Source organism: Methylophilus sp. DMC16, assembly GCF_056314045.1.
Map to the genome: position 1 here is coordinate 661,380 of NZ_JBQUZC010000001.1, position 23,304 is coordinate 684,683.

At 50.9% G+C, this 23,304-nt stretch carries 27 protein-coding genes; 14 read left to right on the forward strand and 13 right to left on the reverse strand.

Annotation, left to right across the window (positions count from 1 at the left end):
• Positions 1-18 precede the first annotated feature (18 nt).
• The 11 genes from der to ndk form a co-directional block, all read right to left on the reverse strand.
• On the reverse strand, positions 19-1,452 hold the full coding sequence (der, locus tag ACT53D_RS03260) for a ribosome biogenesis GTPase Der (RefSeq protein WP_379075944.1): 1,434 nt from the start codon (positions 1,450-1,452) through the stop codon (positions 19-21).
• Positions 1,452-2,666, reverse strand: coding sequence for an outer membrane protein assembly factor BamB (gene bamB, locus ACT53D_RS03265; RefSeq protein WP_228518736.1), 1,215 nt, complete (start codon positions 2,664-2,666; stop codon positions 1,452-1,454). Before bamB ends, der begins: the two co-directional genes overlap by 1 nt.
• A gap of 6 nt (positions 2,667-2,672) precedes the next feature.
• Positions 2,673-3,311, reverse strand: a complete 639-nt coding sequence (locus tag ACT53D_RS03270; RefSeq protein WP_194747799.1) for a YfgM family protein — start codon at positions 3,309-3,311, stop codon at positions 2,673-2,675.
• A 35-nt stretch (positions 3,312-3,346) separates the two neighbouring features.
• The gene (locus ACT53D_RS03275) at positions 3,347-4,156 is read right to left on the reverse strand and encodes an ATP-binding cassette domain-containing protein (RefSeq protein ID WP_194747797.1); all 810 of its coding nucleotides are present in this window, start codon (positions 4,154-4,156) and stop codon (positions 3,347-3,349) included.
• 7 nt (positions 4,157-4,163) lie between these two features.
• The gene (locus tag ACT53D_RS03280; RefSeq protein ID WP_476154451.1) at positions 4,164-4,988 is read right to left on the reverse strand and encodes an ATP-binding cassette domain-containing protein; all 825 of its coding nucleotides are present in this window, start codon (positions 4,986-4,988) and stop codon (positions 4,164-4,166) included.
• 123 nt (positions 4,989-5,111) lie between these two features.
• Complete coding sequence (hisS, locus tag ACT53D_RS03285) at positions 5,112-6,371, reverse strand: histidine--tRNA ligase (RefSeq protein ID WP_476154453.1); 1,260 nt, start codon at positions 6,369-6,371, stop codon at positions 5,112-5,114.
• Positions 6,372-6,398: 27 nt separating this feature from the next.
• Positions 6,399-7,679, reverse strand: a complete 1,281-nt coding sequence (gene ispG, locus ACT53D_RS03290) for a flavodoxin-dependent (E)-4-hydroxy-3-methylbut-2-enyl-diphosphate synthase (protein WP_476146613.1) — start codon at positions 7,677-7,679, stop codon at positions 6,399-6,401.
• Between the two features lie 2 nt (positions 7,680-7,681).
• Complete coding sequence (locus tag ACT53D_RS03295) at positions 7,682-8,956, reverse strand: helix-turn-helix domain-containing protein (RefSeq protein WP_476154455.1); 1,275 nt, start codon at positions 8,954-8,956, stop codon at positions 7,682-7,684.
• Positions 8,957-9,757 carry a type IV pilus biogenesis/stability protein PilW gene (gene pilW, locus ACT53D_RS03300; RefSeq protein ID WP_194747787.1) on the reverse strand — a complete coding sequence of 267 codons (801 nt, stop codon included), beginning with the start codon at positions 9,755-9,757 and terminating at the stop codon, positions 8,957-8,959. It abuts the gene before it with no gap.
• A gap of 3 nt (positions 9,758-9,760) precedes the next feature.
• A complete protein-coding gene (gene rlmN, locus ACT53D_RS03305; RefSeq protein WP_476154457.1) occupies positions 9,761-10,879 on the reverse strand; it encodes a dual-specificity RNA methyltransferase RlmN in 1,119 nt (372 codons plus the stop codon).
• A 54-nt stretch (positions 10,880-10,933) separates the two neighbouring features.
• On the reverse strand, positions 10,934-11,338 hold the full coding sequence (ndk, locus tag ACT53D_RS03310; RefSeq protein ID WP_194748437.1) for a nucleoside-diphosphate kinase: 405 nt from the start codon (positions 11,336-11,338) through the stop codon (positions 10,934-10,936).
• A 236-nt stretch (positions 11,339-11,574) separates the two neighbouring features.
• On the opposite strand from ndk, the gene ACT53D_RS03315 reads away from it, so the two are divergent.
• The 5 genes from ACT53D_RS03315 (at position 11,575) to trhO (ending at position 17,061) form a co-directional block, all read left to right on the forward strand.
• Positions 11,575-12,783, forward strand: a complete 1,209-nt coding sequence (locus ACT53D_RS03315; protein WP_476154459.1) for a formylmethanofuran dehydrogenase — start codon at positions 11,575-11,577, stop codon at positions 12,781-12,783.
• Positions 12,780-14,444: a formylmethanofuran dehydrogenase subunit A gene (locus ACT53D_RS03320; protein ID WP_476154461.1), complete on the forward strand. Its 1,665-nt coding sequence runs from the start codon at positions 12,780-12,782 to the stop codon at positions 14,442-14,444. Before ACT53D_RS03315 ends, ACT53D_RS03320 begins: the two co-directional genes overlap by 4 nt.
• Positions 14,445-14,446: 2 nt before the next feature.
• On the forward strand, positions 14,447-15,373 hold the full coding sequence (gene fhcD, locus ACT53D_RS03325) for a formylmethanofuran--tetrahydromethanopterin N-formyltransferase (protein ID WP_194747781.1): 927 nt from the start codon (positions 14,447-14,449) through the stop codon (positions 15,371-15,373).
• Entirely contained in the window at positions 15,370-16,041 is a 672-nt protein-coding gene (locus ACT53D_RS03330; protein ID WP_476154463.1) for a formylmethanofuran dehydrogenase subunit C, read from the forward strand. Before fhcD ends, ACT53D_RS03330 begins: the two co-directional genes overlap by 4 nt.
• Positions 16,042-16,146: 105 nt before the next feature.
• Positions 16,147-17,061 (forward strand): oxygen-dependent tRNA uridine(34) hydroxylase TrhO, encoded by a 915-nt coding sequence (gene trhO, locus ACT53D_RS03335; protein WP_476146604.1) that lies wholly within the window; start codon positions 16,147-16,149, stop codon positions 17,059-17,061.
• Positions 17,062-17,118: 57 nt separating this feature from the next.
• Here trhO and ACT53D_RS03340 read toward each other — a convergent pair whose 3' ends face one another.
• Positions 17,119-18,102, reverse strand: coding sequence for an integron integrase (locus ACT53D_RS03340; RefSeq protein ID WP_476154465.1), 984 nt, complete (start codon positions 18,100-18,102; stop codon positions 17,119-17,121).
• A 147-nt stretch (positions 18,103-18,249) separates the two neighbouring features.
• On the opposite strand from ACT53D_RS03340, the gene ACT53D_RS03345 reads away from it, so the two are divergent.
• The 5 genes from ACT53D_RS03345 (at position 18,250) to ACT53D_RS03365 (ending at position 20,615) form a co-directional block, all read left to right on the forward strand.
• A complete protein-coding gene (locus ACT53D_RS03345) occupies positions 18,250-18,645 on the forward strand; it encodes a hypothetical protein (RefSeq protein WP_194748418.1) in 396 nt (131 codons plus the stop codon).
• A 60-nt stretch (positions 18,646-18,705) separates the two neighbouring features.
• Complete coding sequence (locus ACT53D_RS03350; RefSeq protein WP_476154467.1) at positions 18,706-19,071, forward strand: hypothetical protein; 366 nt, start codon at positions 18,706-18,708, stop codon at positions 19,069-19,071.
• 68 nt (positions 19,072-19,139) lie between these two features.
• Positions 19,140-19,505, forward strand: a complete 366-nt coding sequence (locus tag ACT53D_RS03355; protein ID WP_476154469.1) for a 4-fold beta flower protein — start codon at positions 19,140-19,142, stop codon at positions 19,503-19,505.
• A gap of 99 nt (positions 19,506-19,604) precedes the next feature.
• Positions 19,605-19,937, forward strand: a complete 333-nt coding sequence (locus tag ACT53D_RS03360; RefSeq protein WP_194748417.1) for a YbjQ family protein — start codon at positions 19,605-19,607, stop codon at positions 19,935-19,937.
• 159 nt (positions 19,938-20,096) lie between these two features.
• Positions 20,097-20,615 (forward strand): class IV adenylate cyclase, encoded by a 519-nt coding sequence (locus ACT53D_RS03365; protein WP_476146373.1) that lies wholly within the window; start codon positions 20,097-20,099, stop codon positions 20,613-20,615.
• Between the two features lie 230 nt (positions 20,616-20,845).
• Here the strand turns inward: ACT53D_RS03365 and ACT53D_RS03370 are convergent, their stop codons facing one another.
• Entirely contained in the window at positions 20,846-21,046 is a 201-nt protein-coding gene (locus ACT53D_RS03370) for a hypothetical protein (protein WP_476146375.1), read from the reverse strand.
• Between the two features lie 45 nt (positions 21,047-21,091).
• On the opposite strand from ACT53D_RS03370, the gene ACT53D_RS03375 reads away from it, so the two are divergent.
• The 4 genes from ACT53D_RS03375 (at position 21,092) to ACT53D_RS03390 (ending at position 23,255) form a co-directional block, all read left to right on the forward strand.
• Complete coding sequence (locus tag ACT53D_RS03375) at positions 21,092-21,397, forward strand: hypothetical protein (RefSeq protein WP_476154471.1); 306 nt, start codon at positions 21,092-21,094, stop codon at positions 21,395-21,397.
• Between the two features lie 124 nt (positions 21,398-21,521).
• Positions 21,522-21,917 carry a WapI family immunity protein gene (locus ACT53D_RS03380; RefSeq protein ID WP_476154473.1) on the forward strand — a complete coding sequence of 132 codons (396 nt, stop codon included), beginning with the start codon at positions 21,522-21,524 and terminating at the stop codon, positions 21,915-21,917.
• Positions 21,918-22,044: 127 nt separating this feature from the next.
• Positions 22,045-22,602: a hypothetical protein gene (locus ACT53D_RS03385; RefSeq protein ID WP_476146377.1), complete on the forward strand. Its 558-nt coding sequence runs from the start codon at positions 22,045-22,047 to the stop codon at positions 22,600-22,602.
• Between the two features lie 428 nt (positions 22,603-23,030).
• A complete protein-coding gene (locus ACT53D_RS03390) occupies positions 23,031-23,255 on the forward strand; it encodes a hypothetical protein (protein ID WP_476154475.1) in 225 nt (74 codons plus the stop codon).
• The last annotated feature ends 49 nt before the right edge of the window (positions 23,256-23,304 follow it).

Below are 23,304 nucleotides of genomic sequence, written 5' to 3' on the forward strand. Positions count from 1 at the left end.
TCCTGAGCGCCCAAGCAATTATTTTTTGGTTTTATTTTGCTCGTTGCGCGCTTTCAGCTTGGCGCGCATTTCATTTTTACGTCTACGCATGGTGACCAGGCCTTCGCCTTTTTTGCGCTCGTCTTCTCTATCAAACGGGTTTTCACCCTGATGGTATTGCACGCGTAGCGGCGTGCCTACCAATTGAAAGGCTTTACGGAACACCCCTTCGAGAAAACGCGTATAGCTCGCTTTGACGCCATCAATGTGGTTGCCGTGTACCACCACAATTGGCGGGTTGCTGCCGCCCTGGTGTGCATAGCGCAGTTTGGGTCGAATACCACGGCTGATGGGTGGTTGATGCTGGGTGGTGGCCTCGCCAAGCACACGCGTCAGTTGTGGTGTGGCTAACTTGGCCATGGCCGCCTTAAAGGCAACATCAACTGAGTCCAGTAACTCATTCAGGCCTTTTTTACGCAGCGCCGAGATATAGTGGAATTTGGCAAAGTCGAGGAATTGCAGTTTACGGTCGATTTCGCGTTTGATCCATTCGCGCTCATCATCTTGCAAGCCATCCCATTTGTTAATGGCGACGACCAGAGCACGTCCGGCATCGACAATATAGGCCGCAACGTGTGCATCCTGCTCGGTAATGCCCTCTTGGGCATCCACCACCAAAATAGCCACGTTGGCGTCTTCAATCGCTTGCATGGTTTTGATCACGGAGAATTTTTCAACCGCTTCAAAGACCTTGCCGCGCTTGCGTACGCCCGCAGTGTCAATAATCGTATAGTGCTTGCCGTTCTTTTCGAGCGCGATTTCAATCGAGTCGCGAGTCGTGCCTGGCTGGTCAAAGGCAATCACGCGGTCTTCTCCCAGCAGCGCATTCACCAGTGTCGATTTGCCAACGTTAGGGCGGCCAACAATTGCAATGCGGGGATTGTCTGGATTCACAGGCTCGGAAGCTTCGATTTCCTTATCGGCGATGGTTTCCAGCGCCAGTTCAATCAAGTCTCTGACCCCTTCGCCATGCGCGGAAGAGATGGACAGAGGTTCACCCATGCCCAGTTCATGAAAGTCAGCGCTGACGATGGCTTTGCGCATGCCTTCGGTTTTGTTCACTGCCAGCAGTACCGGCCGCTGGGCCTTGCGCAAGGTTTGCGCAATGGTAAATTCTTGCGGTGTCAGGCCAGCACGGGCGTCGACCAGGAAAATAATGACATCGGCTTCATCAATGGCAAGCAAGGTTTGCTTGGCCATTTCTTTCAAGATACCCGTATCTGCGGTGGGCTCAAAGCCGCCGGTATCAATGACCAGATAGGGCTGGCTGGCGCCCAGGCCTCGGCCGTAATGCCGGTCACGCGTGAGACCAGGCAAGTCGGCGACCAGCGCATCTCGCGATTTGGTCAAACGATTGAATAATGTAGATTTGCCGACATTGGGTCGGCCAACAAGCACGATGGTAGGTAGCATTATTTATATGTCACTGCGTAAAGGTGACCGTCACGCGATTGTGCAAGAAACTGGTTGGCATTGGTGCCTGCGATCAATGCCATAAGGGGTTTGGAACCTAATTGCAGACGACCAACAAAACTGCCGTCATCCTGGCTCAGTAAATGGACATAGCCTTCCAGGTCACCAACAGCCACAATATTGCTGAGTGGTAGAGGCACAGTCAGGTTGCGGTAGCCCAGGTTGCCCTGGCGCCAAAAAGTTTTGCCATTGCTGGCATCCAGTGAGTAGACTGAGCCGATGGTGTGGCTCAGGTACACTTTGTTATTTTCTGCGGTCAGGCCGACATAGCTTGAAATATCGCGGCTCCACACCACTTGTCCACGCTGACGGTCAACGGCGGCGACTTTGCCCTGATAAGCTACCACATACACCAGCGGGCCATCGACAAACGGCAAGCTGGTGATGTCTGCAATGCGTTCGATTTCGGTCACGCCTTTGGGTTGGGCAACCGTTGCTTCCCAAATTAGTTTGCCATTGTCGGCACGAATCGCCACCAGTTTTCCACCTGGAAAGCCTGCATAAATCGCGCCGCCATCTACGACGATGCCGGCATGCGTTTTGAGCGAGAGGGAAGGGGTGGCACGTTCATAAGACCATTTGCGTCGGCCATCCGCCGCATCAATACCGTAAATGTGGTGATCGGTGGTACGCACAATTACCGTACCATCATAATAGCGCGGGGAGCCTTGTATTTCACTGGAGAGCACGGCGCTCCAGAGCTTTCTGCCATTCAGGTTGAGTGCATAGACGTGGCCTTTGCTGGTCCCGACCAACACCAGGCCACCGCCCAGTCCTGCACCACTGCTGATGGGCTCGCCTAATTCTGTTTGCCACAGCGTTTTGCCATTTTCTGCAGAAAGCTGCATCACGCTGCCTTCAGCATTGACGGCATATACCATGTTGTCAGCCAGGACAGGCACGTAGCTGAAACGGCCTGCCTCGCCCACATCGGTGGACCACTGTACGCGTGTCTCGTAAGAGGATTTGATATCCTCAAGCTCTACAGGCGGGTTGGCAGGCTCGGCACCAAAAATACTTTCACTTAAATTTGTTTTAACGTCGTTGAATGCCGTACACGCAGTCAAACTGCTCCCGATGACACACAGGGCAACCAGTGTCCATTGTTTGAGACGGTGAGACGGGACAGGCATGGCGGCAACATTCAACTTCATTAGCAATTATCCTAAAGCATCCAGCTTCTGCTGGGTCAGGTAAAACAATTTTCCTTCAGGATCAAGCGCTTGCAATGCTTTGGTATAGGCTTGTTTCGCTTCTTTTTCCTGTTTTTTCGCCATCAGGATATCGCCAAGCAAACTGTTTTTAATGCCATCAAAGCCTGGGTCATTGATGCCTTCCAGGGTTTTCTTGGCATCGTCGAGTGCATTGCGCTCAATTTGCAAGCCGGCAATTTCAATGGCGGCCATCTGTTTAATGGCGGGTTCTTTTGCTTCAGCCATCGCCCAGCGCAATTGCTTTTCAGCGGCTTCTGACTGCTTGGCTTCATGCAATGCGCGCGCTGCAAACAGGGCGGCACGGCCTGCATAAGGGGTCATGCTGTAGTCTTGCTCAATGGCTTGCGCTTCTTTGCTAATTTGCTCGGCTTTTTTGCTATCAACATCCAGCAATGAGCTGCTGATCAAGGTCTGATAGGCGGTAGAGGCGGCAGTGGCCTTGCTATTCATGTAAGACTGGTATCCTTGCCAGCCGCCATAGACGACGACCGCTGCAATCACCAGGCGGGTGACCAGTTTACCGTTTTTGTTCCACCAGGCTTTAAACTCGTCTAGTTGTTCCTGTTCTTCCAAATCGTATGCCATTGAATTTCCTGCGTATTCTTGTATTAGGATCTTAATTATGCGGCAGCCCCGCGCAGGCCTTGACCAGGAATTGCGCTGAGCAGCTGTTGGGTATATTTTTGTTGGGGAGCATTATAAATGGTTTCTACGCTTCCTTGCTCAATTACTTTGCCTTTTTGCATGACCAGAACCTCATCGGCAATATGCCTGACCACGCGTAAATCATGCGTGATAAACAGATAACTGAGCCCCATTTCTTGTTGCAGTTGCTTGAGTAATAACAGGATTTGCGCCTGCACTGATACATCTAGCGCCGACACCGGCTCATCGCAGATGACCAGCTTGGGCTGCAGAATCAGGGCACGCGCGATGCCGATACGCTGGCGTTGGCCGCCTGAAAACTGGTGCGGATATTTGCTGGCATCTTCAGCTTTTAGCCCGACTTTTTCCAGCATCTCAAAGACGCTGTTTTGTTGTTGTTTTTTATCGCCGATGCCATGGATCACCAGGCCCTCGGCAATGATTTCACCCACACGCATTCTAGGGTTGAGTGAAGCAAATGGGTCTTGAAACACCATTTGCATATGGCGCCGTGCATGACGCAGGCTGCTTTGGTCTAGCGCGAGAAAGTCCTGACCATCGAACAGCACCTGGCCTTGGTCTAGCGGCAACAGGCGTAAAATGCCGCGAGCCAGTGTGGATTTTCCGCTGCCAGATTCGCCGACCACAGCCAGCGTACTGCCGCGTTTGAGTTGCAGGCTGACATCGTCGAGGGCATGTATGGTCTGGGTATTCAGCCCGAGCGTGCCGGTCCGCTGACGATAACTTTTGCTTAGATGATGGGCTTGTAACAGGAAATCCGTCATATCGACCTCACGCAGGCGTCAGCCAGTCATAGCGCATGGGCTGCAACACTTTTTTGCCCTCAGCATCGGGCACGCAAGCGAGCAAGGCACGGGTATATGGATGCTGTGGCGCATCCAATACCTGGCTGACCGGGCCAGCTTCTACGATTTCACCTCTGAACATGACGATGACATCGTCGGCAATATCCGCAACCACACCGAAGTCATGGGTAATAAACAGCATCGCCATATTCAGCCGTTGCTTGAGTTCATCGAGCAATCGCAGCACCTGTGCTTGCACGGTGACATCAAGCGCAGTTGTCGGCTCATCGGCAATCAGCAGGGCAGGTTCACAGGCAATGCTCATGGCTATCATGACACGCTGACGTTGCCCGCCTGAAAGTTCGTCGGGATAACTGTTGGCGCGCGTGGGATCAATGCCCACTTGCGTTAGTAATTCAGCGACTTTTTGTTTAAGTGCGGCACCTTTAAGCGCTAAATGCGTTTGCAGTGGCTCACCGATCTGAAAGCCGATGGTGAGTACCGGGTTTAACGAGGTCATGGGCTCCTGAAAAATCATGCCGATTTTTCGACCACGGATGGCTTGCATTTCGCGCTCGCTTAATTGGCTGAGATCCTGGCCCTGAAATACCACGCGGCCTTGCATGCGCAATTGCGGGGAAAGTAGCTTCATGATACTGAGCGCAGTGAGGCTTTTGCCACTCCCAGACTCACCCACGATACAGGTTGTCTTGCCACGGGCGAGGCTGAGCGAGGCCTGTTTGACCAAGTAGCGCCCTGGCGCATTGGCCGGGTAAATATTGAGGTCCTGGATATTTAAGATTTCGCTCATGTTGATAGATCAATCACCAGATTCACAAAATTACGGATTTATCGCCATGCCAGCGACCGTTGTTGATATTTACCAGCCTTGCTATTCAGACCAGTCATTATTTAAACAGAACACTGCCGCCAATCAGCCCGCATTAACGATGGAGGCGACTTGATCAAAGCTGACACGTGCTTGTTCGCCTTGACCCAGCATGGGTTTTAAGGTGAGTTCGTCAACGGCTGCTTCATCATCCCCAAAAATGCCGGCAAAGCGCGCACCACTGCGGTCGGCCTTTTTCATTTGTGATTTGAAGCTACCGCCACCGGCGTGCAAGACCACCTTGAGTCCCATGCTACGCAGTCTTTCGGCCAGCGTAAAGGCTTTTTGTGTCGCCAACTCGCCCACATTGACCAGGTAAATATCGGGTTGGTTCTGGGCGGTGACGCCATATTCCTGCATCAACAGGAATACGCGTTCCAGACCAATGCCAAAGCCGCAAGCTGGCGTTTCGCTACCACCAATGCGTTCTACCAGCGTGTCGTAGCGTCCGCCGCCGGCAATGGTGCCTTGCGCGCCAAGTTTGGTGGTCACCCATTCAAAGACCGTGCGGTTGTAATAGTCCAGACCACGCACCAGTCTGTGGTTAATGGTATAAGCAATGCCAGCCTGATCAAGCAGGGTGCACAATTGGGCAAAATGCTGCTTGGATGTTTCACCCAGGCAATCCATCAGCTTGGGGGCCGCCTCACACATGGTCTGCATGCGTGGGTTTTTCGTATCCAGAATGCGCAGGGGATTGCTATGCAGACGACGTTTTGCGTCTTCATCCAGCAAGTCCATGTGTTGCTCAAAATAGGCAATCAAGGTTTGGCGATATTGCGCGCGCTCCTCGGCATCACCAATGCTATTTAACTGTAATTCAACGTCGGCAATGCCCAGCGCTTGCCACAGTCGGGCCAGCAAGACGATTTGCTCGGCATCCACATCGGGCCCTTCAAAGCCAAAGGCTTCCACGCCGATTTGGTGAAACTGGCGCTGACGGCCTTTTTGTACGTTTTCATGACGGAACATGGGGCCCATGTACCACAGGCGTTGCGGGCCATTGTAAGTGAGATTGTGTTCCACCACGGCACGTACGCAACCTGCCGTGCCTTCCGGGCGCAACGTCAGTTTGTCGCCATTGAGCTTGTCTTCCCAGGCGTACATTTCTTTTTCTACGATATCTGTATGCTCGCCTACGCTGCGCACAAACAACTCGGTCGGCTCGACCAGTGGCATGCGGATATTGTTGTAACCATACTGGCTCAAGATCCGGCGTGCCGTATCTTCAAGCTTGAACCACAAGGGCGTGGCTTCTGGCAGGATGTCGTAAAAACCTTTAATGGATTGAAATGTTTGACTCATCTTGTACGAATGGGGGAGGTGGATGGCTTATACGGCCACAATCGGGATCACGGGCGCTTTGTTTGTGCGCAATTTGCCACCTTCGGCATAATGTGTGCGCACATACTCATCCACGATCTGTTGAAACTCTTCAGCAATATGGTCGCCTTTAAGGGTGACGGTTTTTTCACCATCAACAAACACTGGCGCCACCGGCGTTTCGCCTGTGCCCGGCAGGCTAATGCCGATATTGGCTAATTTGGATTCGCCAGGGCCATTAACCACGCAGCCCATGACTGCCACATTGAGGGTTTCCACGCCGGGGTATTGGCTACGCCAGATTGGCATCTGATTGCGTAACCAGCTCTGGATTTGCATCGCCAGCTCCTGAAAATAGGTGCTGGTGGTCCGGCCGCAGCCAGGGCAGGCGGTCACCAAGGGGGTAAACGAGCGGATCCCCATGGTCTGCAGAATTTCTTGGGCGACCACGACTTCTTTGGTGCGGGACTCATTCGGCTCGGGGGTCAGTGAGACGCGGATGGTGTCGCCTATGCCTTGCTGTAACAGAATCGCCAGTGCGGCAGTGGAGGCAACAATGCCTTTGGAGCCCATGCCCGCTTCAGTCAGTCCCAAATGCAGGGGATAATCACAGCGTTGCGCCAGCGCCTGATAGACCAGTACCAGATCCTGCACGTTGCTGACTTTGCAAGAAATGATGATTTGATCGGGGTTTAAGCCTAAATCGACGGCTTGCTGGGCACTTTCGAGCGCGGATTGAATCAGGGCTTCGCGCATCAAGGCATCGGCCGAGAGCGGGTTGGCAGACTTGCCATTCTCATCCATCATTTGTGCCATTTTGGCTTGATCCAGGCTGCCCCAGTTCACGCCGATGCGGACGGGTTTTTTGTACTGGATGGCGGCTTCTATCATCGCCGCAAACTGTTCGTCACGCTTGCTGCCTTTGCCGACATTACCGGGGTTGATCCGATACTTGGCCAGTGCTTCGGCGCAATCGGGGTAAGCTTGCAACAGCTTGTGGCCGTTAAAGTGAAAGTCGCCCACCAGTGGCACAGAGCATCCCATGGCATCCAGGCCTTTGCGGATGGTAGCAACTTGCGCGGCAGCTTCGGCGCTGTTGACCGTGATCCTGACCACTTCAGAGCCGGCCTGCCATAAGGCATAGACCTGCGCGATGGTGGCAGCCGCATCGGCGGTATCGGTATTGGTCATGCTTTGCACGACCACAGGCGACACCTGTGTACCATATAAGCCACCGCCGACCGCAACGTGTCCGACCATGACCTGACGGGTATGTCTACGGGATATCATGATTATTTCAATTGAATACGCGCAACACGACCACGTGTGGCTTGGGTTAAATCGTAAGGCTGGTTATCAATTGTGAGCTGAGTACCGGCGGCATGCCCGACCGTGATATTGACCGGTTTGTCTGTCACTACCTGACGTTCTGAACCGGCCGGCAGTACCTCACTAAATAATTTTTTGCCTTGCATATCTTCAATGCGCACCCAGGAGTCTTCAGTCACTTTAAAGCTCAAGTTTGCCTTCTGCGGATCCACGGCTTTGAGCATGGTCGTTTCAAGCGACTGACCAGCCGCCGGTGTCGGTGTGCTAACGATGGTAGGCGTGCTGGCAACCGTATCAGCCGGGCTCGCTGGCGGCATGCCTGCGGCCGGTTGCATGGCTAGATTGGCTTCGGCGGGCGCCTCTACCGAGGCTGTACTCGCAGTATTGCCGGATTCTACGGGCGCACTGTTGCTTGCTTCGGGGGCGGTCGCAGTTGCCGGAGGCACTGGAATTTCGATTTGCTGACCCGTTGTTTCACTGATTTCTTCCACATCCAGCGCCAGTGAAGCATCTTTGAGTGTGTGCGGCTTGATATGGTTGATATAAAAATAGGCGGCAATCGCGGCTAATATCAAAAAGATCAGCAAGGTGAGCAAGCGTTGCGGACGCAAGACGCGCACCGGTTTATCAATCACCGAACGGCTGGCATTCGAGCGGACACTCAAGGGCAGCGGGGTCTTGTTAGGCACGATGCGTTGATAGGCCTCGATGATGGGTGCCACATCAATATTGAGCAAACGTGCGTAGTTACGGATAAAGCCGCGCACAATGCTTGGTTGTGGCAACTTATCAAAGTCATCCTGCTCAATGGCCTGGATTTGCTTGACGCCCAGGCGCAATTGGCCAGACACTTCGTGGATACTCAAGCCCTGCGCTTCTCGTGCCGCTTTGAGGACATTGCCGCAGCCAGAACCATAAGCGATCGACGGGTTCACTGCTTGCTGCGGGATGCTTTCCAAGCCCATGGCGGCACCGTACTCTTCAGGCGCATCGGTAGGCACTGGATTGAGACTGCTAGTATCGTCAGGTGTGGTATCCATGCGAGAAGCTTCTGCGGCCGCTGCTTGCGCAACCGAGACTGCTGCAGGCGTTTGCTCCAGGCTCACCGCAGTGTCTGTTGTGGGCGCCTGGCTGGCTGCCGTCTGTGTGGTGGCAGCATTCTTGGGCCGACGGCCACGTCTGGGTTTTTCTGCCGGTGCAGGATTGACGTTGGTGGTATCTTCTGACGTCACGTGCATTTACTCCGTTTTCAGCAATTGTTTGGTTTCATTGGCATTCGGGAACAGTTTGTGCAGTTGCACACTGTAATAATTTGCATCATCGGCCAATTGTAAGGACCGGCAAATTCGGACTGCCAAAAAGAGGGACTCTGGTGTCGGGGCAACGTTCACACTATTTTGCACGGTGTTGAGTGCCAGTTGTGCCTCGCCACGTGCAAATTGCAGGTTGGCCAATTGATAAGCACTGGCGTGGGCCAATGGGTCCACTTGCAGTGCCTGATAAAAATACTGCTCAGCCTGTGGTTTTTGCTGGGCACGCAAGGCACAGACGCCGGCGTTATACAGCGCAATTTGCGGTGTTTTATACAACGGATTCTTCACCGCCAGCAAAAATTCTTTTTGTGAGGCATCGTATTGGCCTTGGTCGCACAAAAAACGGCCATAGTTGTTGTGTGACTCCGAGTTAGCTGGTTGCAGTTGAATCGCCCGCTTGAATGCGGCTTCTGCCCGTGCTTTTTCACCGAGGGCCGCATAGACCAGGCCTAAACCGTTGTAGGCAAGGGCATAGGTCGCGCTGCGTTCAAGCGCGGTATTAAACTCCTCAAGCGCAACATCGTAGCGTTTGAGACGGAAATACTCCGCGCCAAGTTCGGTATGCACGCGGGCAGATTCCATATCGCCGCTTTCGCGTCCGATAGGCTGCTGGTCATAAGGTTGAGCTTGAGCGTTGGAAGAAGGGTTTTGCGCACACCCTGACAGCCACAGTAACAAGGTCACTGCAGAGATGACCACGAAAGGCTTGTAAAAGGGGGCTGTCATCACTTACTGTTCCGGATGTATCGCTATGGTTTTCTCAGTGCGGCGGGTTTTATCGAGCACTTTACCCGCCAGTTGCCCGCAGGCCGCATCAATGTCGTCTCCGCGGGTTTTACGCACGGTGACCACAAAGCCTGCCTGCATTAACATATCACGAAACGCACGCACCTGCATGGGCTTGGACGTCCCGTAACCACTGTTAGGGAACGGGTTGAATGGGATCAGGTTAAATTTGCAAGGGACATCGCGCACAATATTCATCAGTTGTTTGGCGTGTTCCAGGGTGTCATTGACGCCGTCCAGCATGACATATTCAAACGTCACAAAATCACGTGGCGCCTTGACCAGATAGCGCTCACATGCCGCCATCAGTTCCTTGATCGGGTATTTTTTATTGATGGGGACAATCTCGTCACGCAACGCATCATTCGGGGCATGCAATGACACCGCCAAGGCGACGGGACAATCTTCCTTGAGTCTGTCCATCGCAGGCACCATGCCGCTGGTTGACAAGGTGACGCGGCGGCGACTCAAGCCATAAGCGCTGTCATCCAGCATGATTTGCATCGCCGTGACGACATTGTCATAGTTGGCCAGTGGCTCACCCATGCCCATCATCACCACGTTGGAGATAATGCGCTCACCGGGTGGCAGCAAGTCATAGCCAGGCGCCTGGCGCAGGGCGTGATTGGCAATCCATAGTTGGCCGATAATTTCGGAGACGTTGAGATTGCGGTTGAAGCCCTGACGACCGGTGCTGCAGAATGTGCATTCGAGTGCACAGCCTACCTGGCTGGAGATACACAGCGTACCGCGGTCATCTTCAGGGATAAAGACGGTTTCCACACTGTTAGACGTGCCGTCTCTTAAGTTATTAGTGCCGATCAGCCATTTGCGGGTGCCATCATCTGACACTTGTTCCAACTGCACGTCTGGCAGCGCAAATTCGGTTTCCTGACGCAGTTTTTCGCGCAGGGTTTTGGCAATATCGGTCATCTGGTCGAGGTCAAGCACCCCGAAATGATGCATCCAGCGCATCAATTGTTTGGCGCGGAAAGGCTTCTCGCCGAGACTGGTGAAGTACTCGGCGAGTTGCGATTGGTTAAAATTCAGTAAGTTAACCAAGTTTATTCCTAGTTCGGTATCAATGTGATCGTCGTTAAGTGACGAAGGGTGAGATTAACCGAAGAAGTATTTGATTTCGATGGCCGCATTTTCCAAAGAGTCGGAACCGTGTACAGCGTTAGCATCAATGCTTTCAGCGAAGTCAGCACGAATGGTGCCAGGGGCTGCGTCTTTAGGGTTAGTTGCACCCATCAGTTCACGGTTTTTCAAAACCGCGTTTTCGCCTTCCAATGCCTGGATCATCACTGGACCAGAGATCATGAACTTAACCAGGTCATTGAAGAAAGGACGCTCTTTGTGCACAGCGTAGAAGCCTTCAGCTTCAGCTTGAGTCAGGTGGGTCATTTTAGCTGCAACAATTTTCAAACCGGCGTTTTCAAAACGGGTGTAGATTTGACCAATCACGTTTTTTGCAACGGCGTCTGGTTTGATGATGCTGAGTGTACGCTCTAAAGCCATGAGAACTCCAAATAAAGTAATGAACAAGAAAAACAAACGACTATTCTACTATTTTTACTGTGATTGATAAACCTTAGATACGGATGACAGGCTTTTATTGCGTTAAATAGCAGGCATTCATTGCTTTATTTTTTTTATCTATTGTCAGCAGATGTTTTATGATGTGATGGTTTCCCACGGTCAGGTGGATATTCAGGATTGAATACATAAAGATCAAAACGAGAGACTATAAAGCCATGACAAATCAACAAAACAGTATGCATGCATGCCCGGCTTGCGGCTTGCTATGTGACGACATTTCGGGGGAGGCCATTGCCAAACAGCAGTTTTCGTGTGGCAAAGCCGCAAAGTTCTATGCGCGAACGAGTAATGGTGCGCAACCTCGGGTGGCGGGGCAACCCGTGTCGCTGACCCAGGCCGTACATACCGCCGTCGAACTGCTCAAGCAAGCCAAAACACCATTGATCGCCGGCAGCAGTACCGATGTTCACGGTGCGCGTGCCCTGGTCAGTCTTTCGCATCATACGCATGCGGCGATGACGCATCTCAATGCCAGCAGCACGCTGCGCAACATGCAGGTATTACAGCATCGCGGCTGGCAGACCACCACCTTGACCGAAGTACGCAACCGCGCAGATGTCATCCTGATGATAGGCACTGATGTGGTGAGCCACAATACCCGTTTTTTTGAGCGCGTGGTGTGGGTGCCTGAGGCCATGTTTACCGCGCCTGCCGCCCGCAAGATCATCTACCTGGGCGGCGATGACCTGAATACCAAGCCTGGCGTCTCTCCCGATGGACGCGCACCTGAAGTGATTCCTTGTGCGAGCGAACAATTGCCGGAAGTGGTTGCCACGCTGCGTGCGTTGGTTATGGACAAGCCTGTGAAGGTGGACAAGGTGGCCGGCGTCGATGTGAGCCGTTTGAGAACCGTGGCTGAGACGCTGAAGGCAGCCAAGTACGCCACTTTGGTGTGGGTGTCCAAAGACCTGCATTATGCGCATGCCGAATTAACCATTGAAAATATCACTGAAACCGTGGTCGCCTTGAACCAGAAGAGCCGTGCCATGGGTTTGTCGCTTGGCGGCAGTGATGGCGATACCAGCGTCAACTACGCACATACCTGGCTCAATGGCGTGATTATTGATACACCAGACTGGGAAAGCCATGACGCGGTGGTATGGGTCAATAGTTACAGCCCGGATGCGATGCCGCCTGCAGGCACTCGCCCCGTGATTGTGCTGGGGGCTGCTGACAGCCAATTTGAAGAGTCGCCCGCGGTGTTTATCCCCGTTGCAACACCTGGGCTGGACTGCAACGGCCAGCAATTCCGTGTCGATGGCTCGGTTACCTTGCCGCTCAGCGCAGCCAAGCCTTCTGACCTGCCCACCTTGTCACAAGTGATCGCCATGATAGATAAAGAACTTAAAGGAGTGGCGGCATGATTACCGTACTCAAGAACGCTAAAGTGATTGACCCTGCGCACGGCAAGAATGGCGTGGTGCAGGATATTTATATCCGTGATGGCCGCATTATTGCCAAACCGGCCGACAGTGAAAAAGTTGCGCAGGTGTACGACCTGAATGGCAAGATCGTCATGGCAGGTGCGATTGATATGCATAGCCATATCGGTGGCGGCAAGGTCAATATTGCGCGCATGCTGTTGCCTGAATACCAAGCCATGCGCAAGCTGGAGGAGCCTGAAGCTCACATCTGCGGCGCCAACTGCAGCCACCATGCGACACCGAATACCACCGATACCGGCATGCGCTATATCGAGATGGGCTATACCGCTGCCTTTGAGCCGGCCGTGCTCGCCGTCAATGCGCGTCAGGCGCATATGGAAATGGGTGACACGCCGATGATTGATAAAGGCGGCTACGCCATGCTGGGTAACGATGATTACCTGCTGCGTTTGCTGAGCCAGAATGCTGACCAGAAAACCATTAATGACTATGTGGCGTGGACTCTGCATGCGACGCAAACCATAGGCATCAAAGTGGTCAATCCGGGCGGCATTTCCGCGTTTAAATTCAATGAGCGCCGCCAGGATCTGGATCAACTGCACAGTTATTACAACATCACGCCGCGCCGCATTTTGCAGGCCTTAAGCCGTGCCGTAAATGAGATAGGTATTGCCAAACCTTTGCATGTGCACTGTAATAACCTGGGCGTGGCTGGTAACTTTCAGACCACGCTGGATACCATGGGCGCCAGCGATGGCATCCCCATGCATTTGACCCATATCCAGTTTCACAGTTATGGCACTGAGGGCGACAAGAAATTTTCTTCTGCCGCCGCCAATATCGCCGAAGCGATCAACAACAACAAACATATCACTGCCGATGTTGGCCAGATCCTGTTTGGCCAGACCGTGACCGCGTCTGGCGACAACATGATGCAGCACTTAAACGCCAAAGTGGCCAACCCGAAAAAATCGGTGATCATGGACATTGAATGCGACGCAGGTTGTGGCGTGGTGCCGTTCAAATACCGCGACCAGAATTATGTCAACGCCTTGCAATGGGCGATTGGCCTCGAGGTATTCCTCAGTGTGGATGACCCCTGGCGCATTTTCCTGACTACAGATCACCCGAACGGTGCGCCGTTTACCAGCTATCCGCATTTGATCCGTTTGCTCATGGATAAAACCTTCCGTAATGATGCGTTTGACAAGCTCAACCTCGATGCGCAAGCCATGAGCAACCTCAAGTCATTGGAACGCGAATACAGCCTTTATGAAATCGCCACCATGACCCGTTCAGCGCCAGCGAAATTGATTGGCTTGCAAGACCGTGGCCATTTGGGTGTGGGCGCTGCGGCTGATATTACCGTCTATACCGATCAGGCTGACAAGGAGGCCATGTTCGCCAAGCCAGACCTGGTGTTTAAAGACGGTGAGCTGGTGGTGAAAGAGGGCAAAGTGGTCAAGGTGGTGTGGGGCGCAACACATACCGCCAAACCAGCCTTTGATCTGGGTGTGGAAAAAGACATCAAGCAGTATTTTGACCGCTACCACACCATGCAAATGCATAACTTTAAAATTTCGGATGACCAGATTGCGGAAGATGGCCGCAACCATGTCATTAACCATAGCCAGGGGTGAATATGCAGTTAAATGGCGTAGACATAGACGATACCTTTGCTGAAGCATTTAATATGCGCGGCACGCGTATCCTGATTACCGCGCAAAACTTGCGCTGGGCATATAACGCCGCCAATGCCATGACTGGTTTTGCCACCAGTGTGATTGGCTGTGGCGTCGAGGCGGGCATAGAGCGGGAGTTGTCCGAGGATGAAACCCCGGACGGTCGTCCGGGCGTTAGTGTGCTCATGTTTGCCATGGGCAGCAAAGTGCTTATGCAACAACTCGAAACGCGCATGGGCCAATGTATTCTCACTTGCCCAACCGCGGCCGCCTTTGCCGGGATTGAGTCAGAAGACATGATCAGCCTCGGTAAACATTTGCGCTTTTTTGGCGATGGTTATCAGGTTTCCAAACAAATCCCAGATGCCACGGGCAAGCTTAAGCGCTACTGGCGTATTCCGGTCATGGATGGCGAGTTTTTAACCGAAGAAACCACCGGTATGGTACGTGCCATTGGCGGCGGTAACTTTCTGGTCTTGGGAGCCAGTCAGGCACAAGTGCTGACGGCCTGTGAAGCCGCCATTGATGCCATGCGCAAACTGCCCAATGTGATTATGCCTTTCCCGGGCGGGGTGGTGCGCTCTGGTTCCAAGGTGGGCAGCAAGTACCCCAAAATGTTTGCCAGTACCAACGACGCATTCTGCCCAACCCTTAAAGGCGTGGTTAAGAGCGAGCTCGATCCACGGGTGGAAAGCGTGATGGAAATTGTGGTCAATGGCCTGACTTTTGAAGATATTGCTGTTTCGATGAAAGCTGGGATTGAAGCGGCCTGTAGCCTGGGTAAAGACAATGGCATCTTGCGTATTTCTGCCGGTAACTACGGCGGCAAGCTGGGCCAGCATCACTTTAAACTGCGTCCAATTTTAAGCGGGGAGGTGACCGCATGAGCCATATCGTATTAACCGCCAAGCCACTCTCGCGCAAGGTCGATTGCCGTGCCTTATTGCCGCTGGCTTTGCAAGGCAAAACCGAGACCGAGATCGGCGCCATCAAACTGGCCGCCAATTTATCTGTTGCCGACGCGTTTGAGGTGAGTGTGGACGCAGCCACAGAGGCAACTAAGCTGACTTTTAAAAACACAACTTTTTCGCACCAATACATCGGCTTCGGCATGACGGCTGGCCAGCTATTGGTTGAGGGGGATGCGGGTGACTTTTTAGGGGCGCAACTGCAAAACGGTATTCTGATTTGCAAAGGCAACGCTGGCGCACGTGCCGGCGACCGTATGCGTCGCGGCATGCTGTTGATTGAAGGTAATGCCGGTGACTATTGCGGCTCGGACATGATGGCGGGGACGCTGGGCGTACTGGGCAGCACAGGTGTCTATCTGGGTTACGGTATGAAACGCGGGACTTTATTATTGGCACAATCGCCAGCGCCGCAAGCCACTTGGATAGACTGCGGTTTTCACAAGCTACCTTTCCTCAATATTCTGTATAAATCATTTAAGTTGCTGGATAGCCGCTTTGCGCAAATCAGCAGTCAGCGCGTACAACGCTGGATGGGGGATATGGGTGGCCTCGGTAAAGCTGAGATACTGGTGATTCAGCCTTAAAGCCAATCAGTGTGCGTATGAAAACGGGCCGCGTGCCCGTTTTTCTTTTTGCATCAGTGGGTTAGAGTGGTAAAATCGCGCTTTTGCAATCAAGCCAGATTTCTCATGAGCCAATATCTCACCGCTGCCCTCTATAAATTTGTCACGCTGGATAATTACAAAGACCTGCAACAACCGATTTTAGAGACTTGCCAGCAACACCAGATTAAAGGCACCTTGCTGTTGGCCCATGAGGGGATTAATGGCACCATTGCTGGCAAGCCGGAAGATATCCGCGCCGTGCTCACCTACTTGCGCCAGGATCCGCGACTGGCCGATCTCGAGCACAAAGAATCCTGGGCAGATAGTCATCCGTTTTACCGCATGAAGGTCAAGCTCAAAAAAGAGATCGTCACCATGGGCGTGCCAGAGGTAGATCCGAATTTAGTGGTAGGCACCTATGTAAAACCGGAAGACTGGAACGCCATTATTTCTGATCCTGACGTGATCGTGCTCGATACCCGCAACGATTACGAAGTACACATTGGGACTTTTAAGGGCGCGGTTGATCCTAAAACCACCACCTTCCGCGAGTTTCCCAAATATGTTGCCGAAAACCTGGATAAAACCAAGCACAAAAAAGTCGCCATGTTCTGTACCGGTGGCATTCGCTGCGAAAAAGCGTCTTCTTTCATGAAGCAGCAAGGCTTTGAAGAGGTCTATCACTTACAAGGCGGCATTCTCAAATATCTCGAAACCGTCCCCAAGGAGCAAAGCCTGTGGGAAGGTGAGTGCTTTGTGTTTGACCAGCGTGTCGCTGTCAAGCATGGCCTGGAGGTCGGCGATCATGACCAATGCTATGCCTGCCGCATGCCACTGACCAAAGAGGAAATGCAAAGCGAACAATACGAAGCGGGGATTTCCTGCCCGTATTGCTTTGACAAATTGTCAGCCGAGAAAAAAGAATCGCTGCGTGAGCGGCAAAAACAGGTCAAATTAGCCAGGATGAGGGGTAAGCAGCATATTGGTGAACGAAATTAAACATGAATCAAAAGTAACTAAGAGCAAAAAGCCAATCCAAGAGATTGGCTTTTTGCTTTACATCACATCCAGCGGGCTCGAAACGCCGCGCCCACCCTTGTTGAGCACATGTGTGTAAATCATGGTCGTAGACACATCACTATGCCCCAACAACTCCTGCACCGTACGAATATCGTAACCCCCCTCAAGCAGGTGCGTGGCAAAACTGTGACGTAATGTGTGAGGCGTGGCTAGTTTAGTAATATTGCCGCCTTTGGCCGCTTTTTTAACCGCGCGCTGAATGGTTTTCTCATCTGCATGATGGCGCCTAATTTTGTTTGTTAGCGGGTCTATAGAGCGCTTAATAGAAGGGAACACATATTGCCAAGCCCACTCACGGCCGCCATTAGGATATTTTTTATCCAACGCCATTGGCATATACACCTCGCCAAATCCCGCCGCCAAATCTTCATCATGCAAGGCCTGCACTTTGATTAAATGTTGCTTTAGTGGCTCTACCAAGGCTCCAGGCAACATTGTCACCCGGTCTTTAAACCCTTTACCCTCACGCACCAAAATCTCGCGTTTCACAAAGTCAATGTCTTTTACCCGCAAGCGCAAACACTCCATCACCCTTAAGCCACTACCGTAAAGCAAGCTGCCTATTAACCACAGCGTCCCATCCAGACGGTTCAGCAAGGCTTGCACCTCATGTTTGTTAAGTACCACCGGCAAGCGTTTGGGAGCTTTAGCCTGTGTCACATTATCCAGCCAAGGCAACTCCATTTCGAGCACCTCTTTATACAAAAAGAGCAGGGCACTTTTGGCTTGATTTTGCGTACTAGCGGAGACATTTCGTTCAACCGCAAGGTGGGTTAAAAAACTCTCCACTTCAGCCACACCCATTTCGCGCGGGTGCCGCTTGCCATGATGCAAAATATAGCGTTTAATCCACTGAATATAAGCTTCTTCAGTGCGTTTGCTGTAATGCTTCACGCGTAACCGCTCGACGATTAAAGGGAACAACTTTGGCGGCGGTTTTACATCAGGTGTGTTTTCCATAACGGGATCCCTATTTAAGGTGTAATATAAAAACACTAAGCATTGATTTTATTATGATAAATCATTTTATTAAATTTATAGCCCCTCGACCAAATAAAAAATTAGGTTCGTTTTTGGGGTCTACTTTACGTTAGGCCTCATTCAACTATGCGCCTTTCCCTCAGCGTGGCAGCAAAGAGCAATAGTTTTTCGAAAGCTATTCGCCGCATTCGACCAAAATTCGAATCTCTGTTTTCGGAGTTCGAAGCAATGAAATTGGTGAACCCAATCCACGAAGCCATATTGCTTGGTATCACTGACTCGATGGGAAGCGACGAGCTTGAGGTTGTTCCCAACAAAGATGGATTCTTTCAAGTCATCTGCGGCTTTGATGTGCAAACCGAGCTCTCCCTTGCAGATGATGGTGAGCTTGAAGCAAGGCTATTCAAGAAGATCCAAAATACCGTTGAGCTGTGTCCATTTAGTCAGCCGGATAAGGTGGTGATACTAGACCTATTACATAGTTGGTCATCCAGAGAGCTGCGAGGCTCCTGTGAGGCCTAACCCGTCGTTGCAGCGGATCGCCTACGGCGCCCGCTGAACTCACACGTTAGGACGAAACGAATGGGATTCAACAAGAAGGTCGGACTGTTGCTTGGCACCCACGAGGCGCACGCTAAGCTGGCTGAAGCATGGTTCACGTTTCTTGGCTTTGTAGCAGTCACGGCTGTTTTTCATGCCGCTGCAATGAAAACTGGCGCTATTCCTTTGGTGGCGCTGAAATGGGTATGCTACTTCCTGCTATTCAATTGGGTTTACTATAAAATCTGCAAACTTATCTGGTTTGTCTACCCACCTGCTGACATCGTGAATGGCAAGCCAACCAATCTCGTTATTGGGTTGTCTGTTTGGCTCTCCTCAACAGTTATGCTTGGAGTCTATAAACTTTGCTTCTTATTGTTTGAGGTGTTCATCAATGCAGCGTCCTAACCCATCATTCAAGCGGGACGCCTAACGGCGCCCCTTAATTCAAACGTTAGAAATCAGGAGAAAGCAGCTTGGACTACGTTACTTTTTACAACCAATCTGGTCAACCTACAGCTTGGCTGGCCGATGACAACCAGTCAATTTACTTATTTGACGGAACGCCAGCCGCATGGATATCTGAGGATTCTGTTTACTCCTACTCAGGTCGCTATCTTGGCTGGTTACAAAATGGCTGGGTTTGGGATCGTGACGGTAAGGCTGCATTTTTTACTAACGATGCATCAGGCGGTCCCTCTCGTCCATCAAGGGCATCTAGACCATCAAGGTCTTCGAGACAATCTAGGCCTTCACGTGCCAGTCGTGAGTCACGTCCCTCTAGGCCATCTCGCTCTAGCTCATGGTCTGAACTTAGTAGTGAAGCATTTTTTAATCAATAAATTGCTTTCTAACCCATCATTCAAGCGGGACGCCTTGCGGCGCCCCTTAACTCAAACGTTAGGCATAATCTAAATTTTCTAAAACAAGGGGCAATTTGAATGCAAGTTACAACAACATTTACTATCGATGGTTATAAGATTTCAGAATATAAGGGCATGGTTCGTGGAATTATCGTAAGGTCACCGACTATCTCTCAAGGTATTTTGGGTGGGTTAAAAGGTTTTATTGGTGGAAAGATCGGCTCATACACGAAAATGTGTGAGCAAACCCGCGCACAAGCATACAACTCTATGCTAGAAAATGCTAAAGAACTGGGAGCTAATGCCATTGTTGGTGTGAGATATGATGCATCATCAGTTGAACCTCGTGGCGCAGCGGTAGAAGTTTTATGCTACGGTACAGCTGTAATAATCGCTAAAGAAAATGCCTAACCCCTCCATCAAGAGGGACTGGCGAAAGCGTTCTTCGATGAACCAATTTTCAATAACGAGGGTTGAGCCACCGATGTCGCCAGCCCCTTATGTCAAACGTTAGGCCCACACAAACAACCGCTTAGCTATTCGAATACAAGCGAGTACCAGCCACACATCATGGCCCGAAACATTGAAATCAAAGCGCATATCGAAAGCGTTGAGTCGTTGTTGCCTAAGGTTGCAGCGATTGCAAACGAAGGCCCAATCGAGATAATTCAAGACGACACGTTCTTCACTTGCGAGAACGGAAGAATGAAGTTGCGCGCCTTCTCAGAAGAGAAAGGTGAGCTCATTTTCTATCGGCGAGCGAACCAACAAGGACCCAAAGAGTCGTTCTATGTTCTTTCGCCAACATCTTCTCCCGGAACACTTCGCGAAGCTCTATCGCATGCCTATGGGCAAGTGGGGCGAGTAGGGAAGGTCCGTACATTATTCATAATCGGTCGCACACGAGTGCACCTCGATCAAGTAAAGCATTTGGGCCACTTTCTTGAGCTGGAAGTTATTCTCCAAGATGATGAGTCGCCAGAAATTGGCATTCAAGAGGCTCACGATCTTATGGCCAAGCTAGGTGTCAAGCCATCCCAGCTCATCGAGGGCGCCTATGTTGATTTGCTATCGCAACGAGGTTTATAGGTTCAAAATACCGGTGAAATACATGCAAAACCCCATTCGCACACACCGCTGGCCTAACTGGTTGTTCAAGCTGACGCCAACCTTGCGGTTGGTTCCCTCCAGTCGCTGCGCTCCTTACGGCGCAGCTTAACGAGGGCGTTAGGCCTCTGGCTGGCGCATCTATCTAGGCCCATTGCGCGTAGCTCCAGGTCGGGTGTAGTGGCTCAAGCCGCAGCACAAGCAGCCCGCAGTCATGGCGTTGCCATCACTGCTTGGCTTCTGGCAAACTCTCTGGCAATGCAATAACAAGGGTGGGGTGCTTCAATGCCAAGCATCTGTCTAGCAAACATGGTTTGTGGCGGCTCCACGCTCTTCCACTGCGCGCCGCAGCCTAACTGTGCGGTCAAGCGGACGCCAACACTGGCCATGGCCAGTGTTGGTGCCCTACGCACCTTCGGTGCTCCGGCGCCGCTTACCTTGAGCGTTAGCCTATTGTCATGCTTAACAACAATCCCCGCAAATTTGAGCGTGTATGGTATTTGTTAAACATGCTGGCTTTTATTGCATATTTTATTTTTGCTTTATCTTTAGAACCTGCGGATAGAGCCACGCCTGTATCCGGTGCAAATGCGGTTTATCTCGCCACATTGGTTTTTTCTTTTTTAGGGTTATTTATTTACTCTGAGCGAATCCCAAGAAGATACAAGTCTGGATATATTACGAGAGAGGAATATCCCTACGGGTATTGGTTTTTATTAATAGTACTATTTTCGGTAGGCTTTAGTTTGCTATTACGCTATTAGTAATAGTGGGCTAACCCAGCAGTCAAGCGGGACTGGCGATAAGATTCTTTTATGAGAAAATTATTAATAACGAGGGTTGAGCCACCATTGTCGCCAGCCCCTTACTTCAAACGTTAGGCTATAAATGACAGTCGCGCATCTCGGCTCGGATTCTGAATACGTGAAAATCAACTTTAAACCACCATTTTCATCAGAGGGTTGGTGTCAAGCTGAAGTAGAGATTGCTGTATCTGGCTTCCACGGTAAAATTCAACCGTGGCTCGATGGCACTGAAGTAGAACGTTTTGTAGAACAACTTGCATTGATGTATAAACTCCTAAAAGGGGGCGCTGAGCTTAAGCCCCTGGAAGAGCAAATTGTTCTTCGTCTAGAAGCTATATCAAACGGTCACATTCGAGCTAAGGGTGTTGCTTGGTCCGACGCGACTTACGGTAACAAGCTAGAATTTGAACTTGATCTTGACCAATCGTACCTACCAAGCTTTATTGACCAGCTTCAAACGGTTCTTAAAACAACTTGATGTCATATACTAGGCCTAACCCATCAGTCAAGTGGGACTGGCAAAAAGGTGCTTCTATGATATGTTTATTAATAACGAGAGGTGAGCAACCATTGTCGCCAGCCCCTTACTTCAAACGTTAGAGCTTATGAGAAAAATAATTACGCTAACCTTGCTATTAAGTTTTTCGCTATCAGCATTTGCAGATGATCCTAATTTTGCATCTGATAAGGGCACAATTACTGCATCCGATATTCCAAAAGATGCTCCAAAATTTGAAGATTATTTAGTTAAAGAAATCTTTCAAGGCAAACCTGCTTTACCAAAAGTGAATACAAGCCCTGAATTTAGAAATATGAGAACCAAAATCAGGGAAGGAGCAAAAGCAGGAGTAAATTTTGCGGGGCACTACAACCTGATCTTTGTTGGCTGCGGTGCTGGTGCCGTTTGTTTGTCTGCGATTGCCGACGTAAAAACAGGTGATTTATATAGCTCTGATCTATTAGGGTCTATTGAGAATTTCAATATCGCACCAGATGTTGAAGAGCATTTAATTGAATATCGAAAAGATAGTCGGTTAATAAGAGTAATTGGTTTAATTAACGAAGACCAAAACTTAAGAGGTGTGTCATATTTTGTTTGGGAAAATAACAAATTTAAGAGGGTTAAGTTTGTTCACCATCCAAGTGAACATGCTAAGCTCTAACCCATCATTCAAGCGGGACACGCTAAAGCGTGCCCCTTAATTCAAACTACAAAGGCTTCCCCATTTTAAGCAATAGCTATCTGCAATGTTTTTGTGTGTTTTAAGTTTTTCAACGCATAAGTACCTTTTGCTGTAGCCAGTGTTAAGCGAGAAGGTGAAGGACTGCGGTACTACAACCGGTCATATTGGGCATGATTGGCCCGGACCCTGGTGAAAGACGCGCGTCGGGGCCTCATTCGTTAGTCGGGTATATCAGCTCCCCTAGAATTAATCAGGCTCCCCGGCGCGGGCTCAACCCGCTACACATCAAGGCCTGGCAGTTCAGCTGCGATTCTGAACAGCTTCCCGTTTGCTCTATTAATTAAAAATTAGTAAAGTCCCTTACAATCACTTGTGAAACCAACACAACAATTATTGAGCACCTAAATATGAATCTGCCCGTAAAAACAAAACAATATATCGCCTTCGTCTCATTTTCTTTTTTAGTCATGGCAATTTCAGGTTGCACTTCCCAGTCTTGGTATGAAGGGGTAAAGCGCGGCGCTGAAAATAATTGCCGCAATCAGCCGCCGAGTGAGGTTGACCGTTGTTTAGAGAATTTGAACAAGAAAACCTATGAAGAGTATGAAAAAGAGCGCTCTAATCAAAAGTAGCTGCCTTGTCGCAGCTCTCCGTTTAGGTCCTGTCTAACTAACGGCACAC

What these genes read in the sequence shown, in the direction of transcription:
- fhcD (WP_194747781.1), top strand. Translation starts at nt 14,447, where the DNA reads ATGCAGTTAAATGGCGTAGACATAGACGATACCTTTGCTGAAGCATTT.
- pilW (WP_194747787.1), bottom strand. Translation starts at nt 9,757, where the DNA reads ATGACAGCCCCCTTTTACAAGCCTTTCGTGGTCATCTCTGCAGTGACC.
- ACT53D_RS03320 (WP_476154461.1), top strand. Translation starts at nt 12,780, where the DNA reads ATGATTACCGTACTCAAGAACGCTAAAGTGATTGACCCTGCGCACGGC.
- ACT53D_RS03330 (WP_476154463.1), top strand. Translation starts at nt 15,370, where the DNA reads ATGAGCCATATCGTATTAACCGCCAAGCCACTCTCGCGCAAGGTCGAT.
- ACT53D_RS03375 (WP_476154471.1), top strand. Translation starts at nt 21,092, where the DNA reads ATGCTTAACAACAATCCCCGCAAATTTGAGCGTGTATGGTATTTGTTA.
- ACT53D_RS03345 (WP_194748418.1), top strand. Translation starts at nt 18,250, where the DNA reads ATGCGCCTTTCCCTCAGCGTGGCAGCAAAGAGCAATAGTTTTTCGAAA.
- hisS (WP_476154453.1), bottom strand. Translation starts at nt 6,371, where the DNA reads ATGAGTCAAACATTTCAATCCATTAAAGGTTTTTACGACATCCTGCCA.
- ACT53D_RS03350 (WP_476154467.1), top strand. Translation starts at nt 18,706, where the DNA reads ATGGGATTCAACAAGAAGGTCGGACTGTTGCTTGGCACCCACGAGGCG.
- der (WP_379075944.1), bottom strand. Translation starts at nt 1,452, where the DNA reads ATGCTACCTACCATCGTGCTTGTTGGCCGACCCAATGTCGGCAAATCT.
- trhO (WP_476146604.1), top strand. Translation starts at nt 16,147, where the DNA reads ATGAGCCAATATCTCACCGCTGCCCTCTATAAATTTGTCACGCTGGAT.
- ACT53D_RS03390 (WP_476154475.1), top strand. Translation starts at nt 23,031, where the DNA reads ATGAATCTGCCCGTAAAAACAAAACAATATATCGCCTTCGTCTCATTT.
- ACT53D_RS03365 (WP_476146373.1), top strand. Translation starts at nt 20,097, where the DNA reads ATGGCCCGAAACATTGAAATCAAAGCGCATATCGAAAGCGTTGAGTCG.
- ACT53D_RS03360 (WP_194748417.1), top strand. Translation starts at nt 19,605, where the DNA reads ATGCAAGTTACAACAACATTTACTATCGATGGTTATAAGATTTCAGAA.
- ndk (WP_194748437.1), bottom strand. Translation starts at nt 11,338, where the DNA reads ATGGCTTTAGAGCGTACACTCAGCATCATCAAACCAGACGCCGTTGCA.
- ACT53D_RS03295 (WP_476154455.1), bottom strand. Translation starts at nt 8,956, where the DNA reads ATGCACGTGACGTCAGAAGATACCACCAACGTCAATCCTGCACCGGCA.
- ACT53D_RS03340 (WP_476154465.1), bottom strand. Translation starts at nt 18,102, where the DNA reads ATGGAAAACACACCTGATGTAAAACCGCCGCCAAAGTTGTTCCCTTTA.
- ACT53D_RS03380 (WP_476154473.1), top strand. Translation starts at nt 21,522, where the DNA reads ATGACAGTCGCGCATCTCGGCTCGGATTCTGAATACGTGAAAATCAAC.
- bamB (WP_228518736.1), bottom strand. Translation starts at nt 2,666, where the DNA reads ATGAAGTTGAATGTTGCCGCCATGCCTGTCCCGTCTCACCGTCTCAAA.
- ACT53D_RS03385 (WP_476146377.1), top strand. Translation starts at nt 22,045, where the DNA reads ATGAGAAAAATAATTACGCTAACCTTGCTATTAAGTTTTTCGCTATCA.
- ACT53D_RS03280 (WP_476154451.1), bottom strand. Translation starts at nt 4,988, where the DNA reads ATGAGCGAAATCTTAAATATCCAGGACCTCAATATTTACCCGGCCAAT.
- ACT53D_RS03275 (WP_194747797.1), bottom strand. Translation starts at nt 4,156, where the DNA reads ATGACGGATTTCCTGTTACAAGCCCATCATCTAAGCAAAAGTTATCGT.
- ACT53D_RS03270 (WP_194747799.1), bottom strand. Translation starts at nt 3,311, where the DNA reads ATGGCATACGATTTGGAAGAACAGGAACAACTAGACGAGTTTAAAGCC.
- ispG (WP_476146613.1), bottom strand. Translation starts at nt 7,679, where the DNA reads ATGATATCCCGTAGACATACCCGTCAGGTCATGGTCGGACACGTTGCG.
- ACT53D_RS03315 (WP_476154459.1), top strand. Translation starts at nt 11,575, where the DNA reads ATGACAAATCAACAAAACAGTATGCATGCATGCCCGGCTTGCGGCTTG.